Source organism: Vibrio sp. Hal054 (assembly GCF_037162405.1).
GTDB classification, from domain to species: domain Bacteria; phylum Pseudomonadota; class Gammaproteobacteria; order Enterobacterales; family Vibrionaceae; genus Vibrio; species Vibrio diazotrophicus.
In genome coordinates, this window is record NZ_JARLUT010000001.1 from 3359177 (window position 1) to 3380632 (window position 21456).

The following is a 21456-nucleotide window of genomic DNA, read 5'->3' on the forward strand; positions in this document are numbered from 1 at the left end:
AAAAGGGCTTGGTTAATCCAAGCCCTTTTTACATAGAAAGTGTTTGATATAGAAAGAAATTACAAACCTTCAATCATGTGCTCGATTGCTGCAACGATTTCATCGTCAGAACAGTCCATACATGTACCTTTAGGTGGCATCAGGTTTAGACCGTTAATCGCATGACTTTTCAGTACATCTTTACCTTGGGCAATACGAGGAGCCCATTGGTCAGCGTTACCTTTAATTGGCGCACCACTAACTCCAGAGGCGTGACAAGCGATACAGAAAGTACCGTAAACTTTCGCACCATCACGAGGGCCTGCAGGTTCTGCAGAAACAGGTTCACTACCAGCTAGGTAAACATCACCAACGGGTTTAATACGTTCAGCAATAGCATCATAATCAGCTTGGCTAGTTGCTAGGGCTGCAGTAGAAAAAGTTAGAGCAGCGAACAATACGCTAAAGAGTGATCGAGACATATCCTATAAACTCACTTTACATTCCGAAGGTAAGTGCTGCTTACCTATTTATATTTAGAGTAGGGGTGATTTTAAGCAACATAGTTTGTGTGTTAAGTTAACTTTGCTGTTAAATCAATGTAAACAGTGAGTGATTATATCCCGATAAGTTGTTGCAATAAACAACAAGTTGCGATCTTCAAGGTCTTAGTCACATCCTTATTGTGGTAATAGCTACAAGGATGTGACGAAAAAGCCATCAAACGGCAAAAAAAGTTGAAAAAATACTAGACGACATAGTGTGAACTACGTATTATTCCACTCCGCCGATAGGGCATGCGCCCGTAGCTCAGCTGGATAGAGCGTTGGCCTCCGGAGCCAAAGGTCGAAGGTTCGAATCCTTTCGGGCGCGCCATCCGGATGCTTACGGGATTGTAAGCGAATTGGCAAATACAGTGGTGGCCATAGCTCAGTTGGTAGAGTCCCGGATTGTGATTCCGGTTGTCGCGAGTTCAAGCCTCGTTGGCCACCCCATTATTCTGGTAACTTCGGTTCCCTTTCTTGATGAATTTCGAGATAAAACACTCGTCGGTGAATAGCGCAGCTTGGTAGCGCATCTGGTTTGGGACCAGAGGGTCGGGGGTTCGAATCCCTCTTCACCGACCACTAATTTTGGTGGCCATAGCTCAGTTGGTAGAGTCCCGGATTGTGATTCCGGTTGTCGCGAGTTCAAGCCTCGTTGGCCACCCCATTATTCTGGTAACTTCGGTTCCCTTTCTTGTGAAATTCAAGATAAAACATAAGTCGGTGAATAGCGCAGCTTGGTAGCGCATCTGGTTTGGGACCAGAGGGTCGGGGGTTCGAATCCCTCTTCACCGACCACTATAACGAAGCCTCAGTCGAAAGACTGGGGCTTTTTTACATCCAGATTTTGGGTTTTCGAACAGAGCGGGGTTCGCCTGATGTTCGGAATCTGGCTCTTCACCGACCACTACATAAAGTCTCGTCAGAAATGACGGGGTTTTTTGCATTCATGGTTTAGGTTTTCGAACAGAGTGAGGTTCGCCTGATGTTCAGGATCTGGCTCTTCACCGGCTGTTATATAAAGTCTCGTCAGAAATGACGGGGCTTTTTGCATTCATGGTTTAGGTCTTCGAACAGAGTGGGGTTCGCCTGATGTTCAGGATCTGGCTTTTCACCGGCCACTATAATGAAGCCTCAGTCGAAAGACTGGGGCTTTTGTCGTCTTGAAGCGGAATGACGGTGAGATGGATGTTTTAATGATGTTTTTGTAATTTTATTTGCTAAACACTGGGATGGGTTTCAAATTCTAAAGGGCCATTCCTTGCGCTGGGTAAAAATCATCTAAAGTATAAGTGCGTGTATTTTGTACGAAAATGGGGGTTAGAATTTAAAAGTGACTAAATTTGCAATTTATGTGAATGAAATCGTCCGGAATAAACATCTGCACTTGTGATCTATGTTTCGATTTAATGACTGCTGTTTAATTTTAATTTGGTCATTAGTTTTTTCTTTCACTGTAATTTCTGATTTTGTTTCTATTTTGTTAACAAAATAACGTTGCTTAAATTTGATTTATTATTCACTGTGTTGATTTTAGATTGTATGGTTATTCTGTTGCTTTACAGTGTTTAAGGCTAAGTTGGTCAGTGTGATTTTACGTGCTAGATAAATGGTCAAACCATTGTTATGTGCAATTGTGGTGCATACAAATTCGATAATAGTGCTTTGAATTCGTTTTTTATCGACTTTTTATCCTATCTTTGTTGCTTTTCTGTGAAATATTTGCCAAATTGATGGGCTTGTAAATTGTCAGAATTTTGTACTGACAAGAATGGATTCACTTGTCTTCATATTACTCGTATTTTTCATCGGTGTATGAGGCGCAGACAGGGCAGAAAACTGCCGAGCAGTAGAGGTCTGGTGTAAATGTCACTTTTAGAAGTAAAAAACCTTCGTATTGAATATCCTTCGCGTCACGGTGTGCATGCGGCAGTAAAATCACTTTCGTTCAACATTGAGCGTGGTGAGATCGTCGGTGTGGTTGGCGAATCTGGTGCGGGTAAGTCTACCGTTGGTAATGCTGTTATTGATTTGCTTAGCCCTCCAGGCACGATTGCTGGTGGTGAAGTTTTCCTAGATGGTGAAAAAATTTCCGGTTTATCACCTGAGAAAATGCGCAAAGTGCGTGGTTCTAAAATTGGCTTTATTTTCCAAGACCCAATGACGTCTTTGAACCCGCTATTTACTGTTGAACATCAACTAACAGAAACTATTCATGCCAATATGAAGGTTTCCGATGAAGAAGCATATCGACGTGCGCTCTCTTTAATGAAACAAGTGGGTATTCCTCAGCCTGAAAACCGTCTTAAGCAATACCCTCACCAGTTTTCTGGTGGTATGCGTCAGCGTGTGGTTATTGCTATCGCCCTTGCTGGTGAGCCTGATCTGATTATTGCGGATGAACCAACAACGGCGCTGGATGTTTCTATTCAGGATCAAATCCTAAGTCTTATTCGTGATTTATGTATCAAGAACAACGTAGGTTGTATGTTGGTAACGCACGATATGGGTGTTGTGTCTAACGTTACCGACCGCGTAGCGGTTATGTATCGTGGTGATCTGGTTGAATTTGGGCCAACAGCGAAAGTGCTGGGTGACCCTGACCACAAATATACGCGCAGCCTGATTTCAGCTGTCCCTCGCTCTGACAAGAAACTCGACCGTTTCCCGCTAGTGACTTATATCGAACAAGCGGAAGAGACAAAATCGATTGATATTAAAAACCACTGGTTAGGCAAGAGTCAGGACGACAGAGCGTACACAGGTCCATTGCTTAAAGTAGAAAACGTTAACTTACGTTTTGTGACTAAAGATTCTTTATTCGAAAGCCGCCGTGAATACGTGCAAGCTTCAAACGATGTGAGTTTTGAAGTGTTTGAAGGCGAAACCTTTGGTCTGGTTGGCGAATCTGGTTCAGGTAAATCGACTATTGCGCGTGTTATCGCGGGTCTTTACCAGCCAAATGATGGTCGCGTGACATTTGAAGGTATTGATTTAACGGCTCTGAAATCTGAAAAAGAGCGTCGCCCAATGCGTCGTCAAATGCAGATGGTATTCCAGAACCCTTATACGTCGATGAACCCACGTATGAAGATTTTCGATATCGTTGCGGAGCCTATTCGTTTCCATAAGCTAACCAGCGGTGAAGCTGAAACGCGTCAAATCGTGAACGATTTATTAGAGCACGTAGGCCTTGGAAAAATGGCTGGCGTGAAATATCCGCACGAATTTTCAGGTGGTCAACGCCAACGTATTTCTATCGCTCGTGCGTTAGCAACGCGCCCGCGCTTATTGATTTGTGATGAACCAACATCCGCTCTGGATGTGTCTGTACAGGCTCAGATTTTGAACCTTCTCAAAGATCTTCAAGATGAACTGAACCTAACCATGCTGTTTATCAGTCACGATTTACCTGTGATTCGCCAGATGTGTGATCGCGTAGGTGTGATGAAAATGGGGACCTTACTGGAAGTTGCGCCAACGGAGCAGCTTTTCAACTCTCCTCAGCACGAGTACAGTAAACAACTGATTTCTTTGATGCCTGAATTCACAGGATTAAGAGAAGAAGTAGAAACGGCCTAAAGCCGTAACCATTACCAAACGTTCTTGTTTGGCATTTTAAGCAGAAGCAAATACAACAACTAGGGATTTGGATTCCCGCATAAGGAGTTATGCAATGAAAACCATGAAAAGCAAATTAGCATTAGCTTTAATGGCCGCTGGTTTAAGCTTTGCAGCTAGCGCAGCAGACATCAAAGTAGCGTACGACGCAGACCCAGTGTCTCTTGATCCACATGAGCAACTTTCAGGTGGTACGCTTCAGATGTCTCATATGGTATTTGATCCACTAGTTCGTTACACACAAGATTTGGATTTTGAAGCTCGCCTAGCAGAAAAATGGGAGCGTATTGACGACAAAACAGTACGTTTCCATCTACGCAAGGGTGTGAAGTTCCATTCTGGTAACGAACTAACGGCTGACGATGTAGTTTGGACATTCGACCGTCTACAAGCTTCTCCAGATTTCAAAGCGATTTTCGAACCGTTTGAAAAAATCGTTAAAGTAGATGATTACACATTTGACCTAGTGTCAAAAGGTGCATACCCGCTTGTTCTTCAAACCGCAACTTACATCTTCCCAATGGACAGCAAGTTCTACTCTGGTACTGGTGAAGACGGTAAAGACAAAGCTGAAATCGTGAAACACGGAAACTCTTTTGCTTCTACTCACGTATCAGGTACTGGTCCTTTCATCGTTACTTCTCGTGAACAAGGCGTAAAAGTTGAGTTTGAACGTTTTGACGGTTACTGGGACAAAGCGTCTAAAGGTAACGTAGACAAACTAACTCTAGTGCCAATCAAAGAAGATGCGACTCGTGTTGCTGCGCTGCTTTCTGGCGACGTAGATATGATTGCTCCTGTAGCGCCTAACGATCACAAACGTGTTGAAGAAGCGAAAGGCGTTGACCTAATCACTCTTCCTGGTACTCGTATCATCACGTTCCAAATGAACCAATCTAGCAACGAAGCGTTGAAAGATGTTCGTGTTCGTCAAGCTATCGTTCATGCGATTAACAACGAAGGTATCGTTGATAAGATCATGAAAGGCTTCGCAACAGCGGCTGGTCAACAAAGCCCTAAAGGCTACGCAGGTTACAACCCTGAGCTAGTTCCACGCTTTGACCTGAAAAAAGCAAAAGAGCTAATGAAAGAAGCCGGTTACGACAAAGGCTTCACGCTTACTATGATCGCTCCAAACAACCGTTATGTGAACGATGCAAAAGTAGCTCAAGCTGTTTCAGCAATGCTGTCTAAGATCGGTATCAAAGTTGATCTTAAGACTATGCCTAAAGCGCAATACTGGCCAGAGTTCGACCTATGTTCAGCGGATATGTTGATGATCGGTTGGCACGCAGATACAGAGGATTCAGCGAACTTCACTGAGTTTCTGACTATGACTCGTAACGAAGAGACAGGTAAAGGCCAATACAACTGTGGTCACTACTCTAACCCAGAAGTGGATAAGTTAGTAGAAGACGCTAACCTTGAAACAGATCCAGCTAAACGTGCAGCAATGCTACAGAAAATAGAAGCGACTCTGTACAACGATGCAGCGTTCGTTCCTCTACACTGGCAAAACCTTGCTTGGGGTGCCAAGTCTAACGTACATGCGAAAGACATCGTGAACGCAATGGACTTCCCTTACTTCGGCGACCTAGTGGTTGACGAGAAGTAAGATTGAGCATTAACAAGTAACACCACGCCTTCGGTGTTTGACATCGAAGGCGTGTTTTAACACTTAGACAGTTTATTTTTTCAGTCGGATAAAGTGTCGTTTTTTAGGCTGAGTATTTTCGCACCTCGTGTGTATTCCGAATTTTGCATGGAAAGTTAAGGGGCAAGGAATGTTTACGTTTCTGGTCAAGCGCCTGTTTCAGGCACTGATAGTGATGTTTGTGATCAGTTTAGTGGCGTTTGCCATCCAAGATAACTTGGGTGACCCGCTTCGTGAGCTTGTCGGCCAATCTGTTTCAGAAGCTGAGCGCCAAGCGCTGCGCGATGAACTTGGTCTGAACGATCCCTTCATTACCAAATATACTCGCTTTGTTACTGCTGCGGTGCAGGGTGACTTAGGCACATCTTATTTCTTTAAACGCCCAGCTATTGAAGTCATTCTTGATAAATTAGTCGCGACTTTGGAGCTTGTATTTGGCGCTTCATTAATCATTATTGTTTGCTCTATTCCAATTGGGGTATATACGGCAATAAAACCAAAAAGTCTGTTTACGAAAGTCGTGATGGCCGGTAGTAGCATCGGTATTTCAATTCCGGTGTTCTTAACAGCAATTATGCTGATGTATATCTTCTCAATTGAATTAGGTTGGTTACCATCCTATGGGCGTGGTGAAACCTACAACCTGTTGGGTTGGGAATCGGGCTACTTCACTGTTGATGGTTTGTTGCACTTGATTCTGCCTTGTGTCTCTCTGGCTTCAATCATGTTACCGCTGTTTATTCGCTTGGTTCGTTCTGAAATGCTCGAAGTTCTGAGCTCTGAATACATTAAATTTGCCACTGCAAAAGGCTTACCGCTGAAGAAAATCTATTTTCAACACGCTTTGAAAAACACAATGTTGCCAGTGCTCACGGTAGGTGGTGTTCAGATCGGTACTATGGTGGCATATACCATTTTGACTGAGACAGTATTCCAGTGGCCGGGTACAGGTTTCCTATTCCTTGAAGCGATTAACCGTGTAGATACACCTTTGATTACTGCTTACGTTATTTTCGTCGGTTTAATCTTCGTTGTAACCAACACCGTGGTTGATTTGTTATACGGATTGATTAACCCAACCGTAGACTTAACAGGAAAAGGAGCATAATCATGAGCGAATTTGCAGCAGCTCCTTCACGCTGGGAGCGTTTTAAACAGTCAGATTTTCTGTACTACTTCTTACGTGACAAAGTGGCAATGTTCAGCTTTGCCATCTGTATGATTTTCTTGGTGCTCTCAGTGGCTGCGCCACTTATTGCACCGACAGACCCATACGATATGTCATCCATCGACATTATGGACGCAGAACTACCACCATCTTGGATGGATGGCGGTGATACACGCTTTCTACTGGGTACGGATGAACAAGGGCGTGATATTTTATCGACCATGCTTTACGGCTCACGCCTTTCACTGACGATTGGTTTCCTTGCGGTAGCGCTACAGCTGTTCTTGGGCATTATCATTGGTCTATCTTCTGGTTACTTTGGTGGTCGTATTGATAGCTACTTAATGCGTTTTGCCGATGTTCAGTTATCGTTCTCGACCATGATGGTGGCAATCATTGTATCGGCAATTTTCAAAGCGAGTTTCGGTAGCGAGTTCTATAGCGAATACGCAGTGTTAATGCTGGTGGTGATTATCGGTGTGGCTGAATGGCCTCAGTATGCGCGAACTATTCGTGCATCTGTATTAGCTGAGAAGAAGAAAGAGTATGTGGAAGCGGCTCGTGTCATGGGCTTTAAAGCGCCTCGCATCATGTTCCGTCACATTCTGCCTAACTGCTTGTCGCCAATTTTGGTTATTTCAACGGTACAGGTGGCAAATGCCATCATGTCAGAAGCGGCATTATCATTCCTAGGCTTAGGTTTGCCAGTTGACCAACCATCATTGGGTGCCCTGATCAGTATCGGTTTCAACTATATTTTCTCAGGCTCTTGGTGGATCACTGCCTTCCCAGGTGTGCTGCTTGTAACTTTAGTATTGGTGATTAACCTGCTCGGTGACTGGCTGCGTGATGTATTTAACCCGAAAATCTATAAAGGGTGATCCTCGTCGATTGATTTTGTTGACATAATCTACCTAAACTAGAGCCGTAAGTGATTTACGGCTCTTTTTTTGCTTATCTTTTCTTGCAATAACTGAAAATTTTTACTCACAACCATAAATAGTCAGATAGATACAAGCTCAGGTCGAGTATTGACAGTAACCATAGTCACCTGAACGGAGAGCGTATGGATATTAAAGGGGCCTCAATGCCAAAACTTTCTCACCTTCTTTTGATTGGATTGCCTTTTTGTTTTACTTCTCAAACACTTTTGGCCGCAGAGCCTGATCAGTTTTTGTGTGGTGGAACTCAAGCTTCAACCAATGAGCTTCCTCAATTAAACAGCAATTGCCCAATTGGTAAGGGACTGTGGGGGAATTCTGCACCTAAAGGGAAAGATTCTTCTTTCTGGATTCAATGTGGGTTATTGAATGAATCAATGCCGTTAAGCCGCGCTAAAGTGCTTTATAAGCATATTTCGACCGATGTATGGATGAAGCCTGAGGGTAAAGCGTTGCGTTGTTTGATTGGTCCGTACGACAACTATGCGACAGCCAAAAAAGAACTCGCAGGGGTAAGAAGCGAGAAACTTTACAAGGAAGCATTCATTCGCGAAGTGCGCAAAGGCGAGCAGGATGCTCCAGTTGTTACTGAGAAAAAACAGTATCCAAATCCAAGAATGCTCCTAAAAAAGTCGCCGCCGCGAAATCTAAGCCAGTTGTTAAACCAGCGCCTAAAGCGAAACCCGCAGCAACGCCAGCAGTAACTAAAGCTGCGCCAAAGGCGACCAAACAAATGCCTAGTATCACCATTCGACGTGAAGCAACGTTGAGTGGTATTCATTACGTGGTGCCCTACGTGATGGATGAGAAGGAGCAGTTCTATATGGAGCATGATTTGGCGTGGAATCGCTTAAGTTATGCCGACGCGGAGAAACGTTGCCAGCAACAAAAAATGCGTTTAGCCACAGAAGCAGAATGGAAGCAGTTGCTTGATTCTAAAGTGATGGAAAAAGATAAGTGGCCAGTTTATTTGCCTTATTGGGGTGAGAGCAGTAAAGGATTCTTTACCACGGGTAAGGTCAATACTTTAAAAGGTACCTCTCTTCTCAATGTGCTTTGCGTAAAGTAATCCAAAGTTTACTTATTTAAGAGAATAAAAAACCCAGTGAATGCCACTGGGTTTTTTCATTGCTAGATAAGATTATGCATCTTCTGGGATCTTATGTGGTTGTGTGCGGAACAGCTTCATCACAATCACAAAGAACACAGGAACGAAGAAGATGGCCAGTACCGTTGCGGCGAACATACCACCCACAACACCCCAACCAATTGCGTTACGGCTAGCGGCACCCGCACCTGTACTGAGTGCTAATGGAAGTACACCCAAGATGAAGGCAAATGACGTCATCATAATTGGGCGTAGACGCATACGACACGCTTCTACCGTCGCACTGATAAGGTCTTTTCCATCGTCGTAGAGTGCTTTCGCAAATTCTACAATCAAGATGGCGTTCTTCGCTGACAAACCGATAGTCGTTAACAAACCCACTTGGAAGTAGATGTCATTGGAGAGCGACTTCATTGTTGCCGCTGCAATAGCACCAAATACCCCTAGTGGAACAATCAGGATGACAGAGAATGGTACACTCCAGCTTTCATATAGAGCCGCAAGGCTCAAGAATACGATTAGGATAGACAGCGCATAAAGTAGCGGAGCTTGTGAACCAGTTTGTACTTCTTGGTAAGAAGCACCTGTCCACTGTAGGCCAATACCCTGAGGCAGTTGAGCCACAATGTTGGTGATCGCCTGCATTGCATCACCAGTACTCTTACCCGCTGCTGCCGAACCTTGAATGTTAACCGCAGGAACACCGTTATAACGCTCTAGACGAGGTGAACCGTAAGTCCAGTCAGTTGTCGCAAAGGCATCAAACGGAACCATTTCACCTAGGTTATTTTTTACATGCCATAGACGCAGATCTTCAGGGGTCATACGGTATTCAGCATCGGCTTGTACGTATACCTTCTTAACGCGACCGTTATCGATAAAGTCGTTAACGTAGCTTGAACCTAGCGCCGTTGACAGCGTACTGTTGATATCCGAAACAGACAGACCCATTGCCATCGCTTTTTCGTAGTCGATGTTAATACGGAACTGTGGCGTATCTTCCATACCGTTTGGACGAACACCTGTCAGGTTGGGGTTTTGCGAAGCCATACCCAACAGCTGGTTACGAGCCTGAATTAACTTATCGTGACCTAAGTTCGCATTATCGGTGAGGTAAGCATCAAAACCCGTTGCGTTACCTAAGCCCATAATTGCAGGAAGGTTAAAGGTATAGATGTTCGCTTCTTTCACTTGAGAGAATGCTCCCCAAGCTCTGCCAATAATCGCGTTGACTGACATCGCTGGATTTGTACGTTCATCCCAATCTTTGAGTCGAACAAACGCCATACCCATGTTCTGACCTTGACCTGCGAAGCTAAAGCCTGAAACAGTGAACACCGACTGAACGGAGTCTGATTCGTTTTCCAAAAAGTGTTTTTCAACTTTATCCATCACGTTCAGCGTTTGCTCTTGCGTTGAACCTGCTGGTAACTGAATGATAGATAGGAAAATGCCTTGGTCTTCTTCAGGAACGAAAGAGGTTGGTAGACGAGTCCACAGCGTACCTAGTACACCAACGATAATGACGTACATAGCAAGGTAGCGAATACGCTGGTTCACACCTTTACTCACGACGTTCTTATAGCCGTTCGTACCACGGTCAAACGCTTTGTTAAACCAAGCGAGCGGACCACGGCGAACATGGTGTTCACCTTTGTGCATCGGTTTTAGCAAAGTCGCACAGAGCGCTGGTGTCAGAACCATTGCCACTAATACCGACAGCACCATAGACGATACGATAGTCAGAGAGAACTGGCGATAAATCGCACCCGCAGCACCACCGAAGAACGCCATAGGGATGAATACCGCACTCAGTACCATCGCGATACCGACTAGTGCGCCAGTAATTTGCCCCATCGATTTTCGGGTTGCTTCACGTGGAGGCAGACCATCTTCCGCCATTACCCGTTCAACGTTCTCTACCACAACGATGGCATCGTCAACCAACAGGCCTATCGCCAGTACCAGACCGAACATAGTCAGGGTGTTGATTGAGAAGCCAAACGCCGCCATTACACCGAAAGTACCCAACAGAACGACAGGAACCGCGATGGTTGGAATTAACGTTGCACGGAAGTTCTGCAAGAACAGATACATCACGAGGAATACCAGTACGACCGCTTCAATCAGCGTATGCACTACTTCTTCGATAGAGATCTGAACAAATGGCGTTGTATCGTATGGATAAATAACTTCAATGTTGTCTGGGAAGGTTGGTGACATCTCGTTAATACGAGCTTTCACTAACTTAGAGGTATCCAGCGCATTGGCACCAGTAGCCAGCTTAATCGCAATACCCGCAGCGTATTTACCGTTATATAGAGCAACTGCTTGGTAACTCTCGGCACCTAACTCAACACGAGCCACATCTTTCAAGCGAATTTGCGCACCATCGGTGTCTACTCGCAATAGGATGTTTTCAAACTCAGACACCGTTCTCATACGGCTTTGTGCCGTAATCGTGGCATTCAGACGCTGGCCTTTGACTGACGGTGTTGCACCTAACTGACCAACAGAAACCTGAGTGTTCTGCGCGCTGACCGCAGATTTCACTTGAGCAGGCGTCAGGCTGTATTTATTCAGTTTGTTTGGATCTAACCAGATACGCATTGCGTTCTGAGCACCGAACACCTGAACTTCACCGACACCCTGAACACGGCTTAGTGGGTCTTTAATGTTAGAAATCATGTAGTCAGAAAGGTCAGTGTTGTCCATGCTACCGTCTGTTGAGACAAAGCCGACAACCATCAAGAATGAACTAGATGATTTTGAAACGGTGATACCTTGTTGTGTTACTTCATTTGGTAGTGTTGCTTCGGCAAGTGCAAGTTTGTTCTGCACCTGTACCTGAGCAATATCCGCATCAGTACCACTTTCAAAAGTAAGCGTAATGCTGAATGCACCGGATGAACTACTTTGAGACGACATATAAATCAGGTTATCAATACCGTTCATATTCTGTTCTATCGTCTGTGTCACACTGTTTTCAACGGTATCAGCCGAAGCACCTGGATAGGTACCTGACACAATAACCGTTGGTGGTGCGATATCCGGATACTGAGATACCGGCAGTGTCATGATCGATAACACACCAGCAAGCATGATGATTATTGCAATCACCCAAGCAAAGATTGGGCGATCTATAAAAAATCGAGCCATATCTTATTGTTCCTTAGATGATTCCATCAGTTGCGGATTTACCGTGCTGCCAGGGCGTACTTTTTGTAGGCCTGCCACAATAACGGTTTCACCAGCTTCTAAGCCTGAATCAATCAACCATTGTGAATTCACAGTATGACTTGCTACGACTGGACGGCTTTCAACTACATTCTCAGCATTTACAACCAATACAGAAGCTTCACCGCGTGCATTGCGGCTCAGCGCTGTTTGCGGAACAAGAATGGCGTCAGAACGAGCTTCAACCGGCAGTTGAGCACGCACATAAAGACCCGGAAGTAGGAACTGATCTGGGTTTGGCAGTGTTGCACGAACGTTGACTGTGCCTGTGTTTTCATTCACAGAAACTTCAGCAAACTGTAGCGTTGCTTTTTGCTCAATTGGCGTACCGTCATCAAGGAACAGCTTAATGCCTTTCAGTTCGTCTTTTTCTTTACCAGTGCTTTGGCGCAGTTTCAAAAGCTCATTACTTGGCTGAGAAAGGTCAACATAAAGTGGGTCAAGTTGTTGAATCGTTGCCATTACATCAGTTTGGTTAGCGGTTACTAACGCACCTTCAGTAACGTGTGAACGACCGATACGACCTGAAATCGGCGCTTTAATATGCGTGTAATCAAGGTCAATTTGCGCAGAGTTAACATTCGCTTGTGCCGCTTTCACAGATGCCAAAGCTTCTTTGTAAGTGGCTTGTGCGTCTTCATAAGCTTGTTGGCTCACAGCATTCTTTTTCACCAGTTCGCTGTAGCGTTTTGCCTGAAGCTCTGTACGGCTAAGGGTTGCTTCCGCTTTCGCTAAATTAGCTTGCATGCTTGCCAATGAAGCTTGATAAGTTGAAGCGTCAAGTTCAAACAGAACATCGCCTTTTGCAACTAAGCTACCTTCAACAAACTTACGTGCTGTGACAATACCACGAACCTGAGGGCGTACTTCTGCGATACGGAAAGCATTAGTACGGCCAGGCAGAGTACTTGTTACCTCAACTGGCTGGGTTGTGACTTTGATGACATCTACTGCGACAGCAGGTGCAGCACCGCTGTTGACCGCCGCTGGTTTGGCGTCTGGTTGACAACCGGCAAGCACAATTGCAGCGGCAATCGTGGTCAACCACGTTTTTGACAAGGATCTACCTTGGCCCATTTTGATCTCTCCTTTACCACTAGAACTCATCCTGCACGCTTCCTTATTTATGCTTTAAAGGTAATTGATGGGCAGAACGTGAATTGGAACTCGAATTTACTTATATAAATATTGATAGTGTAAATAACCAACAGTTAATAATCGGTTAAGACATTAGTCTGTTACACATTCTAAGAATGACTTTGTCATTTATTGCACAGTTGGACAAGACCTTACACGCATTTCATCATTAAAATTTATGAAAAAGGTTGAACTATGCGCTTGATGAGTATTTGAACAATAAATACGACAAGAGATGATCGTATTGGTGAAGACGGCAGCAACCAGTGCTGTGAACTTGGTACCACTTGTTTTTAACAGCACCTCAAAATCAAAGTGATAACTCTGAATAGGCGCAGGTTTACTCGCAATGAATCGCCTTAAAACTGTCGAAGCATATCGCCGTTGAGTTACAACATAAAAAAGCCCCGCAATTTTGCAGGGCTTTGCTCTAACAACTGTTACTAACGCATCGTCACGAATTCTTCTGAACCCGTTGGGTGGATAGCAACGACTGAGTCGAAGTCTGCTTTGGTTGCGCCCATTTTCATAGCGACGCCGAAGCCTTGGATCATTTCATCGACGGCGAAACCAATGCCGTGTAGACCAACAACCGTTTCTTCTTCACCTGCACAAACCAACTTCATCTTACATGGTTGACGGTGCGCAGTGACAGCTGTGTACATAGCGGTAAAGCTTGAAGTGTACACTTTCACGTTCTCTTCGCCGTATTTAGCAATCGCTTCTGGTTGAGTTAGGCCGATAGTGCCGATTGGTGGATGGCTGAATACCACAGTTGGGACTAGGTTGTAGTCCATTTTCGCGTTGGTTTTACCGTTGAATAAGCGCTCAGACAGTTGGCGACCCGCTTTAACCGCAACTGGAGTCAGTTCAATACCACCTTCCATGATGTCACCTACACAGTAGATGCCAGCCACGTTAGTGTTCTGGTACTCATCAACTTTGATATAGCCTTGCTCGTTGGTTGCAACACCCGTTGCTGCTAGATTGATAGTATCTGTTGCTGGGTGGCGACCGATAGCCCAAATTAAGGTATCAACGTTTTGGCTTTCACCATTTTCTAGGTGAAGAGTCAGGCTGCCGTCGGCTTCTTTCACAACTTCTTTTGGCACGCTGTGCGTATGTAGCGTTGGGCCTTCAGTGTTCATCACTTCAACCAATGTTTCGATGATCATTGGGTCAAAGCTACGTAGCGGAGATTCTTTACGGCAGAACAGGTGAGTTTCTGTGCCAAGTGCGTTGAGAACACCGGCAATTTCAACAGCGATGTAACCAGCACCAATCACGGCAACACGTCTTGGTTGTTCAGCCAAATCAAAGAAACCATTGGAGTCGATACCGTACTCAGCACCCGGAATGTTAGGAATGGTAGGGCGACCACCGACAGCGATCAGAATGTTGTCTGCTGTGTAGTGCTCACCATTAACTTCTACGGTTTTCGCATCAACAAACTTAGCAAAGCCGCGAATCACTTCTACTTTGTTGTTACCAAGAACACGGTCATAAGATTGGTGAATACGGCCAATATACGCTTGGCGGCTTTCAACCATTTTCGCCCAGTTGAAGCTTTTTACGTCGACGTCAAAGCCGTAATCAGACGCATATAGGTTCATAGCTTCAGCAACTTGAGCACCGTGCCACATGACTTTCTTCGGCACACAACCTACGTTGACACACGTACCGCCAAGATCTTTCGCTTCAATCAGCGCGACTTTTGCGCCGTACATAGCTGCACGGTTTGCTGAAGCGATACCGCCGCTACCGCCACCGATACAGATGTAATCAAAATGCGTTGCCATTACTTTCTCCATTTTTCTCTGATAGCTCGCCAGTAAAATTAAGCAGGGAGCCATTTCATTTATTAGGGCATAGCTAAATAGTTGGGGTAAACCGTGAGATCACAAGTTACCCCTTGGAAAAACTTGAGCAAGTTATTCCGGAACAATCCATTCCACTTTGTAGTGACCTGTCGCTGGCGCAATTGCTTGCTTTAAAAACGGCAGGATTTCTTTCATTTGGCTTTCAAGCTTCCATGGCGGGTTGATAACAATCATGCCCGATGCTGTCATGCCGCGCTCGTTGGTATCAGGAGAGACACCCAGCTCGATTTGCAAAATTTTAGTGATACCTAAATTTTCGAGACCTTCAATCATATCTTCAATATCACAGCGGTTAACCACTGGATACCAAATCGCATAGATGCCCGTTGCCCAGCGCTTGTAGCTTTGTGCAATGGCATTCACCACGTCTCGATACTCTTTAGCCAGTTCGTAAGGTGGGTCGATCAAAACCAGACCACGACGCTCTTGCGGTGGCAAGCTTGCTTTCAGGCGTTGAAAGCCATCTTCTTTGTAAATTGACACTTGGCGATCACGATCGAACTCTTGTTCCAGCAGTGGGTAATCACTCGGGTGTAACTCAGTTAATACCATGCGGTCTTGCGGGCGCAGGTGAGCACGAGCCACGCGAGGCGAACCTGGGTAGTAACGTAGTTCATCGCCTTGGTTAAGAACTTTGATTGCATCAAGATAGCTTTGAATATCTTCTGGCACATTATCTTGTTGCCAAATACGCGCAATACCTTGTTTGTATTCACCCGTTTTTTCCGACCACTCATGAGTTAAGTCGTAGCGGCCCACACCGGAGTGAGTATCGTGATAAACAAATGGTTTATCTTTTTGCTGTAGTGCATTGAGGATTAAGCTTTGTACGATGTGTTTCACTACATCTGCGTGGTTTCCTGCATGGAAACTGTGTCGATAACTTAACAAGTGTCGCTCTCTAACTTATGGCTGAATATGGAAAAACGAATGCGGCTAATTATACACCCAAAATTGTATGTTGAGGTGGGTCTAGACACATTTCGAATTGTATTGAATTGACGCTACTCTTGAAAATTCACCTTCCTACCTATATTTATTAACCTAACAGACGAGGATATTTCATCCTCACTATTTTTCATAAAAAGGAACGTTTTATGTCTAATCCACTTCTTAGCTTTACGGATTTACCTCCGTTTTCAGATATTAAGCCGGAGCACGTAAAGCCAGCGGTTGAACAGGCAATAGAAGATTGCCGTGCAAAGATTGAACAGGTACTTGAAGGTAATACACAACCAACTTGGGAAAATGTTATTGCACCTATCGAAGAAGTGGATGATCGCTTGAGTCGTTTATGGTCACCGGTGAGCCATATGAACTCAGTGATGAACAGTGACGAATTGCGTGAAGCTTATGAAAGCTGCCTGCCAATCCTCTCTGAATACGGAACTTGGGTTGGTCAGCACAAAGGTCTGTTTGAAGCGTATAAAGAAATCAAGAACAGTGAAGCTTTTACAACGCTAAGTCAGGCGCAGAAGAAAACCATCAAAGATGCACTACGTGACTTTGAATTGTCTGGTATCGGTTTACCTAAAGCAGAACAAAAGCGTTATGGCGAAATCAGCAAGCGCATGTCTGAGCTGGGTTCTAAGTTCTCGAACAATGTACTTGATGCCACCATGGGTTGGACTAAGCACATTACCGACAAAAACGAGCTTGCGGGCATGCCGGAATCAGCGCTGGCTGCGGCTCAAGCCGCGGCAGAAGGCAAGGGGCTTGAAGGCTACTTGTTAACTTTGGATATCCCTTCTTACCTACCGGTAATGACTTACTGTGATAACCAAGCGCTACGCAAAGAACTTTACGAAGCTTATGTAACGCGCGCGTCAGACCGTGGTCCGAATGCGGGCAAATGGGATAACACCGAGAACATCGCTGAGTTGCTGAAACTGCGTTATGAAGTGGCTCGTATGCTGGGTTTCAACACTTACAGTGAAAAGTCTCTGGCAACCAAAATGGCAGAAACGCCAGATCAGGTTCTAAGCTTCTTGAACAATCTAGCAACGAAAGTGAAACCACAAGGTGAACGCGAAGTTCAAGAGCTGCGTGAATTTGCTGAGCAAGAGTTTGGTGTGACTTCGTTTGAACTGTGGGATATCGCTTACTACAGCGAAAAGCAAAAACAGAAACTGTTTAAGATTTCTGATGAAGAGCTGCGTCCTTACTTCCCAGAAAACAAAGTGGTTTCAGGCTTGTTTGAAGTACTGAAGCGCGTATTTGGTATGAAAGTTCAAGAGCGCGAAGGTGTCGATACTTGGCATGAGTCGGTGCGTTTCTTCGATATCTTTGACAGCAATGATGTGTTGCGTGGCAGCTTCTATCTTGACCTTTACGCTCGTGAACATAAACGCGGCGGGGCGTGGATGGACGAGTGTCGCGTGCGTCGTATCAATGCCAATGGTGAGCTACAAACGCCTGTGGCCTATTTGACCTGTAACTTCAACCGTCCAGTGGGTGATAAGCCAGCACTGTTTACTCATGATGAAGTGGTAACTCTGTTCCACGAAACGGGTCACGGTATTCACCATATGCTGACTCAGGTTGATGTTAGCTCTGTTTCAGGTATCAACGGTGTGCCTTGGGATGCGGTTGAACTACCAAGTCAGTTCCTGGAAAACTGGTGCTGGGAAGAAGAGGCGCTGGCGTTTATTTCTGGTCACTACGAAACAGGCGAACCTTTACCGAAAGAGATGCTCGACAACATGTTGGCAGCGAAGAACTTCCAGTCAGGTATGTTTATTCTGCGTCAGCTTGAGTTCGGACTGTTCGATTTCACTCTGCATACCACTTATGACCCAGAAGTGGGTCCTCAAGTACTGGAAACATTAGCAGAAGTGAAGAAGAAAGTAGCAGTATTGCCAAGCCTTGAGTGGAACCGTTTCTCACACAGCTTCAGCCACATTTTTGCTGGTGGTTACAGTGCGGGTTACTACAGCTACCTATGGGCAGAAGTGTTATCGGCAGATGCGTTCTCTCGCTTTGAAGAGGAAGGTATTTTCAATGCGGAAACGGGTGCAAGTTTCTTAAATAACATTCTTGAAATGGGCGGCAGTGAAGAACCGATGGAGTTGTTCAAGCGCTTCCGTGGTCGTGAGCCACAAATCGATGCGTTATTACGCCACTCAGGTATTGCTGCTTAAGTTCTATATTATTTAAATCATTCAGTTCAAGAATTAACATAACCCTGCCTTATTAAGCAGGGTTATTTGTTAGAGTGGTTTTGGTATTGAAAAGGAGAGAATAATGACGCGCCGTAACCTACTAATTTGTTCTTTAACTGCCACATTTTTTCTTCAGGGATGCGCTGAAATGAAGCAAGCGGGTAAAGAAATTGGTCACGCGACACGAGATGCAACAACCGCGGTGGGACATGCAACGAGAGATACCACCAAAGCGATTGGCCATGCGTCACGAGATGCCGTAATCAGTATTCATGACGAGCTGTCACAATAAGGTGTTTCCGTTGTATCCATCGATCAATGGATAAAGCTCCGGGTCCCCACACAATGACGGTTAACATCATCATTCCCCATAGTTGATGATCATAAAATCCTCTCTCCCATAGCAATGGGTATGAGATGACGGCGATGGCATTTACGGCGAAAAGTGCGAGAGCACTGAACCTACCAAACAGCCCTAAAACAAGAAAAATCGGAATGACCAATTCTGCCGCAGTTGCGAGATAAGCGGCTATTTCCCAAGGGATTAAAGGAACTTGGTACTCCAACTTAAACAGGAATAGAGTGCTATTCCACGTGGCTATTTTTGTCAGCCCTGAATTAAAAAATACCCAACTTACCCAGATGCGGCAGATCAGCAATACGACAGGTGGGAGCTGTGATGCAAACCATTCAATAGATTGGTTGAGGCGAGCAATGACGGATATCATACAGAGACTCCTAGTGAGGGGTTGCCAATGAGAAACCAGCAACGATATTGAGTGCGATCAGTGACGGCAATTCGGTCAGTGCTTCGGGTTTAATTCTACCTAGTGGCATTTCGCTGCTGAGATTCAATAGCAATTGGTATTCTTGGTTGTTTAACTCTTTCGTCCAAGGCCGACCATATTCATCACAAGCTATGACTCCTGATTGAGCGTTATTCAGAATCAGGTTGTCGAAATTTTGTTGGCTAAACGCTCTTTGGAGATCGAATAAGGCGAAATCGGATGTAAACGGGAAGACCCAATAATCAAGATGAAGAATTACGTTGGGGTGCTGTTGCTCAGAAAGAGTATGGATGGCTTCCAGTGGTTGCAGTGACCGCTTTTCGCTCTGTCCAAACGTTTGTTGAGCTTTATCTAACGTCCATTCAAAACGCGCTAAATCTCTTGCATACGGTGCGGCGTCGGTGACTTGCTCAAACTGGCTGATCACGTCATCAAAATGGTTTCCATAATGACTCACATTACCTTCTGTAGGCGGTGAGCGAAGAATGTATTCACGAGATAGTGCGTTAAAGCATTCATCTCCTAATACCTCTCTAAGCATTGGGTAGGTAGCTTGCATGACTTCCGTTAAACTCATGACAAAATTATTGCGGTAGATTTGGAGTCTCTCTTCAGCGCTAAATCGTCCACCTATGATATCGCACGCTTCTCCCTGTGCTTGATAACGCAAGCCCTCAGCAAAGGTTGCCTGTAGCTCTGCTAATCCAAGTGGTTGGGCTAATCCAAAGCTCATGATGCTTTCCTTTTCATCGAGTCGAGCCTTGTGAGCATCTCGCTAGCTTTGTTTGCTTCCGCTAGCAGAACCTCAACATCTGGAATGTCTAAATCCCATTCAATTAAAGTTCTTCGGCTGCCGTGTTTCTCACACCAGTTTTGGTAGAGTTGCCACACTTCAGCAGATACCGGTTTGCTGTGGGTATCTATCCATATTTCCCCTTCGGCAAGTGTGTTAATCGAAAAGCCGGCAAGGTGAATTTCGTCAACGGCATGCGCAGGAATAGAATCAATATAGGTTTGGCTGCTAAAACCATGATTGAAAGCAGAAACATGTACATTATTCAAATCGAGCAACAAACGGCATTCGGTGCGTTGTTGTACTTGTACCAGAAATTCCCACTCTGAAATGGTGGAGTGGTTAAACTGCAAATAGCTAGAAGGGTTTTCAATCAGAATCGGGCGCTTTATGGCGTCCTGCACCGTAAGCACATTACGACAAAACACCTCTAAAGCTTCTTCGGTGTAAGGCAAAGGCAGTAAGTCATTGAAATAGTGACCTCCATTTTCGCTCCAGCTTAAATGATCGGAAACGAAAAGCGGCTGGATTTCGTCGATCAATGCCTTAAGTTTCTGTAAATGAGTACTGTTGATGCCTTGTACTGAACCTAATGAAAGACCTATACCATGACAGCTAATTTGATGGTTTTTACGAATGCTACGCATCTGATTGCGGGCAATTGAGTGGGGAGAAAAATAGTTTTCGCTGTGAATTTCTAACCAACTCACTTGTGGTGTTTGCTCTACAAAATAGTTGATATGGGGAGACCGCAAGCCTACACCTACTTGGTTATGCAGCATGAAACCTCCGTTAGACTTGTTGTGAGTGTGCTATAGCAGTGAAAGGAAAAGTGGTGCGCTTGTTGAGCTTAGTGCACCACTTATTTGTATTTTTAAAGGATTAAGAAGACATAGTGCTTCCGCCAGAAAGTTTGCCGCACAAGCCTTTAGGTACCACAACGAAGGCATCTTTCTGTCCATCTTTTTTCGATGTCCCAGCACATGAACTCATTTTCGTCGCACAGTCGTTTTGGCCCGCTTTCGCCACGCCGTAGCATTTTTCTTCTTCAGCCGCGATGGCTGAGGTAGACGTTAATAGAGAACCACCTACTGCAAGTAAGCTTGTTACTGCCGCTGCTACTGCCAAATTTGATTTTTTCATCATCACTTCCTCATGAATTGTTCTTACCTGATTTCGCAAGTTAACAACTTGTTAATCGTTGAGCTTGCTTATTAGAAAAGAGAGGAAGGATTAAGAAAAACTTTCAATTAATGGAATAAAAAATCGACTAATTAAGGGTGAAAACACGCTAAGCGAATGAATTTTTTAGCAATCTATGAGCAAAAAAACTTCAATTATTTTTTCTTGAGTCAGAAATCTCTGCAAAGAAAATGGCTTGTTTAACGAGCATCTCGGTCGAATTTAGGGTTATAATCATCGTCATTATGTATAAATAACCAGT

General features: G+C 44.7%; 17 protein-coding genes and 5 tRNA genes. 13 read left to right on the forward strand and 9 right to left on the reverse strand.

The annotated features are described in order from the left end of the window. Positions 1-59: 59 nt before the first annotated feature. The gene (locus P4S58_RS15700) at positions 60-461 is read right to left on the reverse strand and encodes a c-type cytochrome (protein WP_102954968.1); all 402 of its coding nucleotides are present in this window, start codon (positions 459-461) and stop codon (positions 60-62) included. A 317-nt stretch (positions 462-778) separates the two neighbouring features. Between P4S58_RS15700 and P4S58_RS15705 the strand changes: the two genes are divergently transcribed. From P4S58_RS15705 to P4S58_RS15755, 11 genes are all read left to right on the forward strand, one after another. Then, positions 779-855: transfer RNA gene (locus P4S58_RS15705), tRNA-Arg, on the forward strand. 43 nt (positions 856-898) lie between these two features. Next, a tRNA-His gene (locus P4S58_RS15710) sits at positions 899-974 on the forward strand. Positions 975-1029: 55 nt separating this feature from the next. Further along, positions 1030-1106 (forward strand) — tRNA-Pro (locus P4S58_RS15715). A 9-nt stretch (positions 1107-1115) separates the two neighbouring features. Then, positions 1116-1191, forward strand: a tRNA-His gene (locus tag P4S58_RS15720). 54 nt (positions 1192-1245) lie between these two features. Further along, a tRNA-Pro gene (locus P4S58_RS15725) sits at positions 1246-1322 on the forward strand. A gap of 1068 nt (positions 1323-2390) precedes the next feature. Then, positions 2391-4106: a dipeptide ABC transporter ATP-binding protein gene (locus tag P4S58_RS15730; RefSeq protein WP_042489794.1), complete on the forward strand. Its 1716-nt coding sequence runs from the start codon at positions 2391-2393 to the stop codon at positions 4104-4106. Between the two features lie 94 nt (positions 4107-4200). Further along, positions 4201-5760, forward strand: coding sequence for an ABC transporter substrate-binding protein (locus tag P4S58_RS15735; protein ID WP_102964136.1), 1560 nt, complete (start codon positions 4201-4203; stop codon positions 5758-5760). Positions 5761-5929: 169 nt separating this feature from the next. Continuing rightward, complete coding sequence (locus P4S58_RS15740; RefSeq protein WP_102964137.1) at positions 5930-6907, forward strand: ABC transporter permease; 978 nt, start codon at positions 5930-5932, stop codon at positions 6905-6907. Between the two features lie 2 nt (positions 6908-6909). Continuing rightward, positions 6910-7848 (forward strand): ABC transporter permease, encoded by a 939-nt coding sequence (locus P4S58_RS15745; protein ID WP_102964138.1) that lies wholly within the window; start codon positions 6910-6912, stop codon positions 7846-7848. Positions 7849-8033: 185 nt separating this feature from the next. Beyond that, entirely contained in the window at positions 8034-8612 is a 579-nt protein-coding gene (locus P4S58_RS15750; RefSeq protein ID WP_337164469.1) for a hypothetical protein, read from the forward strand. Between the two features lie 29 nt (positions 8613-8641). After that, a complete protein-coding gene (locus P4S58_RS15755; RefSeq protein WP_337164470.1) occupies positions 8642-8977 on the forward strand; it encodes a hypothetical protein in 336 nt (111 codons plus the stop codon). Positions 8978-9049: 72 nt separating this feature from the next. Here the strand turns inward: P4S58_RS15755 and P4S58_RS15760 are convergent, their stop codons facing one another. The 4 genes from P4S58_RS15760 to P4S58_RS15775 all read right to left on the reverse strand — a co-directional run bounded on the left by P4S58_RS15760 (position 9050) and on the right by P4S58_RS15775 (position 16161). Beyond that, positions 9050-12175 carry an efflux RND transporter permease subunit gene (locus P4S58_RS15760; protein ID WP_102964140.1) on the reverse strand — a complete coding sequence of 1042 codons (3126 nt, stop codon included), beginning with the start codon at positions 12173-12175 and terminating at the stop codon, positions 9050-9052. Positions 12176-12178: 3 nt separating this feature from the next. Then, positions 12179-13330 carry an efflux RND transporter periplasmic adaptor subunit gene (locus P4S58_RS15765; RefSeq protein WP_102955012.1) on the reverse strand — a complete coding sequence of 384 codons (1152 nt, stop codon included), beginning with the start codon at positions 13328-13330 and terminating at the stop codon, positions 12179-12181. Between the two features lie 503 nt (positions 13331-13833). Continuing rightward, positions 13834-15189 (reverse strand): glutathione-disulfide reductase, encoded by a 1356-nt coding sequence (gene gorA, locus P4S58_RS15770; RefSeq protein ID WP_180980176.1) that lies wholly within the window; start codon positions 15187-15189, stop codon positions 13834-13836. Positions 15190-15321: 132 nt separating this feature from the next. Next, positions 15322-16161 (reverse strand): 23S rRNA (adenine(2030)-N(6))-methyltransferase RlmJ, encoded by an 840-nt coding sequence (locus P4S58_RS15775; RefSeq protein ID WP_042489783.1) that lies wholly within the window; start codon positions 16159-16161, stop codon positions 15322-15324. A gap of 206 nt (positions 16162-16367) precedes the next feature. Between P4S58_RS15775 and prlC the strand changes: the two genes are divergently transcribed. Together prlC and P4S58_RS15785 are read left to right on the forward strand one after the other, a co-directional pair. After that, positions 16368-18410, forward strand: a complete 2043-nt coding sequence (prlC, locus tag P4S58_RS15780) for an oligopeptidase A (RefSeq protein ID WP_102964142.1) — start codon at positions 16368-16370, stop codon at positions 18408-18410. 103 nt (positions 18411-18513) lie between these two features. After that, positions 18514-18723, forward strand: a complete 210-nt coding sequence (locus P4S58_RS15785; protein ID WP_102942852.1) for a hypothetical protein — start codon at positions 18514-18516, stop codon at positions 18721-18723. Here P4S58_RS15785 and P4S58_RS15790 read toward each other — a convergent pair. From P4S58_RS15790 to P4S58_RS15805, 4 genes are all read right to left on the reverse strand, one after another. After that, positions 18695-19159: a DoxX family protein gene (locus P4S58_RS15790; protein WP_102964143.1), complete on the reverse strand. Its 465-nt coding sequence runs from the start codon at positions 19157-19159 to the stop codon at positions 18695-18697. The genes P4S58_RS15785 and P4S58_RS15790 overlap by 29 nt on opposite strands. 10 nt (positions 19160-19169) lie before the next feature. Further along, positions 19170-19952, reverse strand: coding sequence for an HvfC/BufC N-terminal domain-containing protein (locus tag P4S58_RS15795; protein WP_102964144.1), 783 nt, complete (start codon positions 19950-19952; stop codon positions 19170-19172). Further along, positions 19949-20794 (reverse strand): MNIO family bufferin maturase, encoded by an 846-nt coding sequence (bufB, locus tag P4S58_RS15800; protein WP_102964145.1) that lies wholly within the window; start codon positions 20792-20794, stop codon positions 19949-19951. Before bufB ends, P4S58_RS15795 begins: the two co-directional genes overlap by 4 nt. Before the next feature lie 100 nt (positions 20795-20894). Then, positions 20895-21155 (reverse strand): BufA1 family periplasmic bufferin-type metallophore, encoded by a 261-nt coding sequence (locus P4S58_RS15805; protein WP_102964146.1) that lies wholly within the window; start codon positions 21153-21155, stop codon positions 20895-20897. Between the last annotated feature and the right edge of the window lie 301 nt (positions 21156-21456).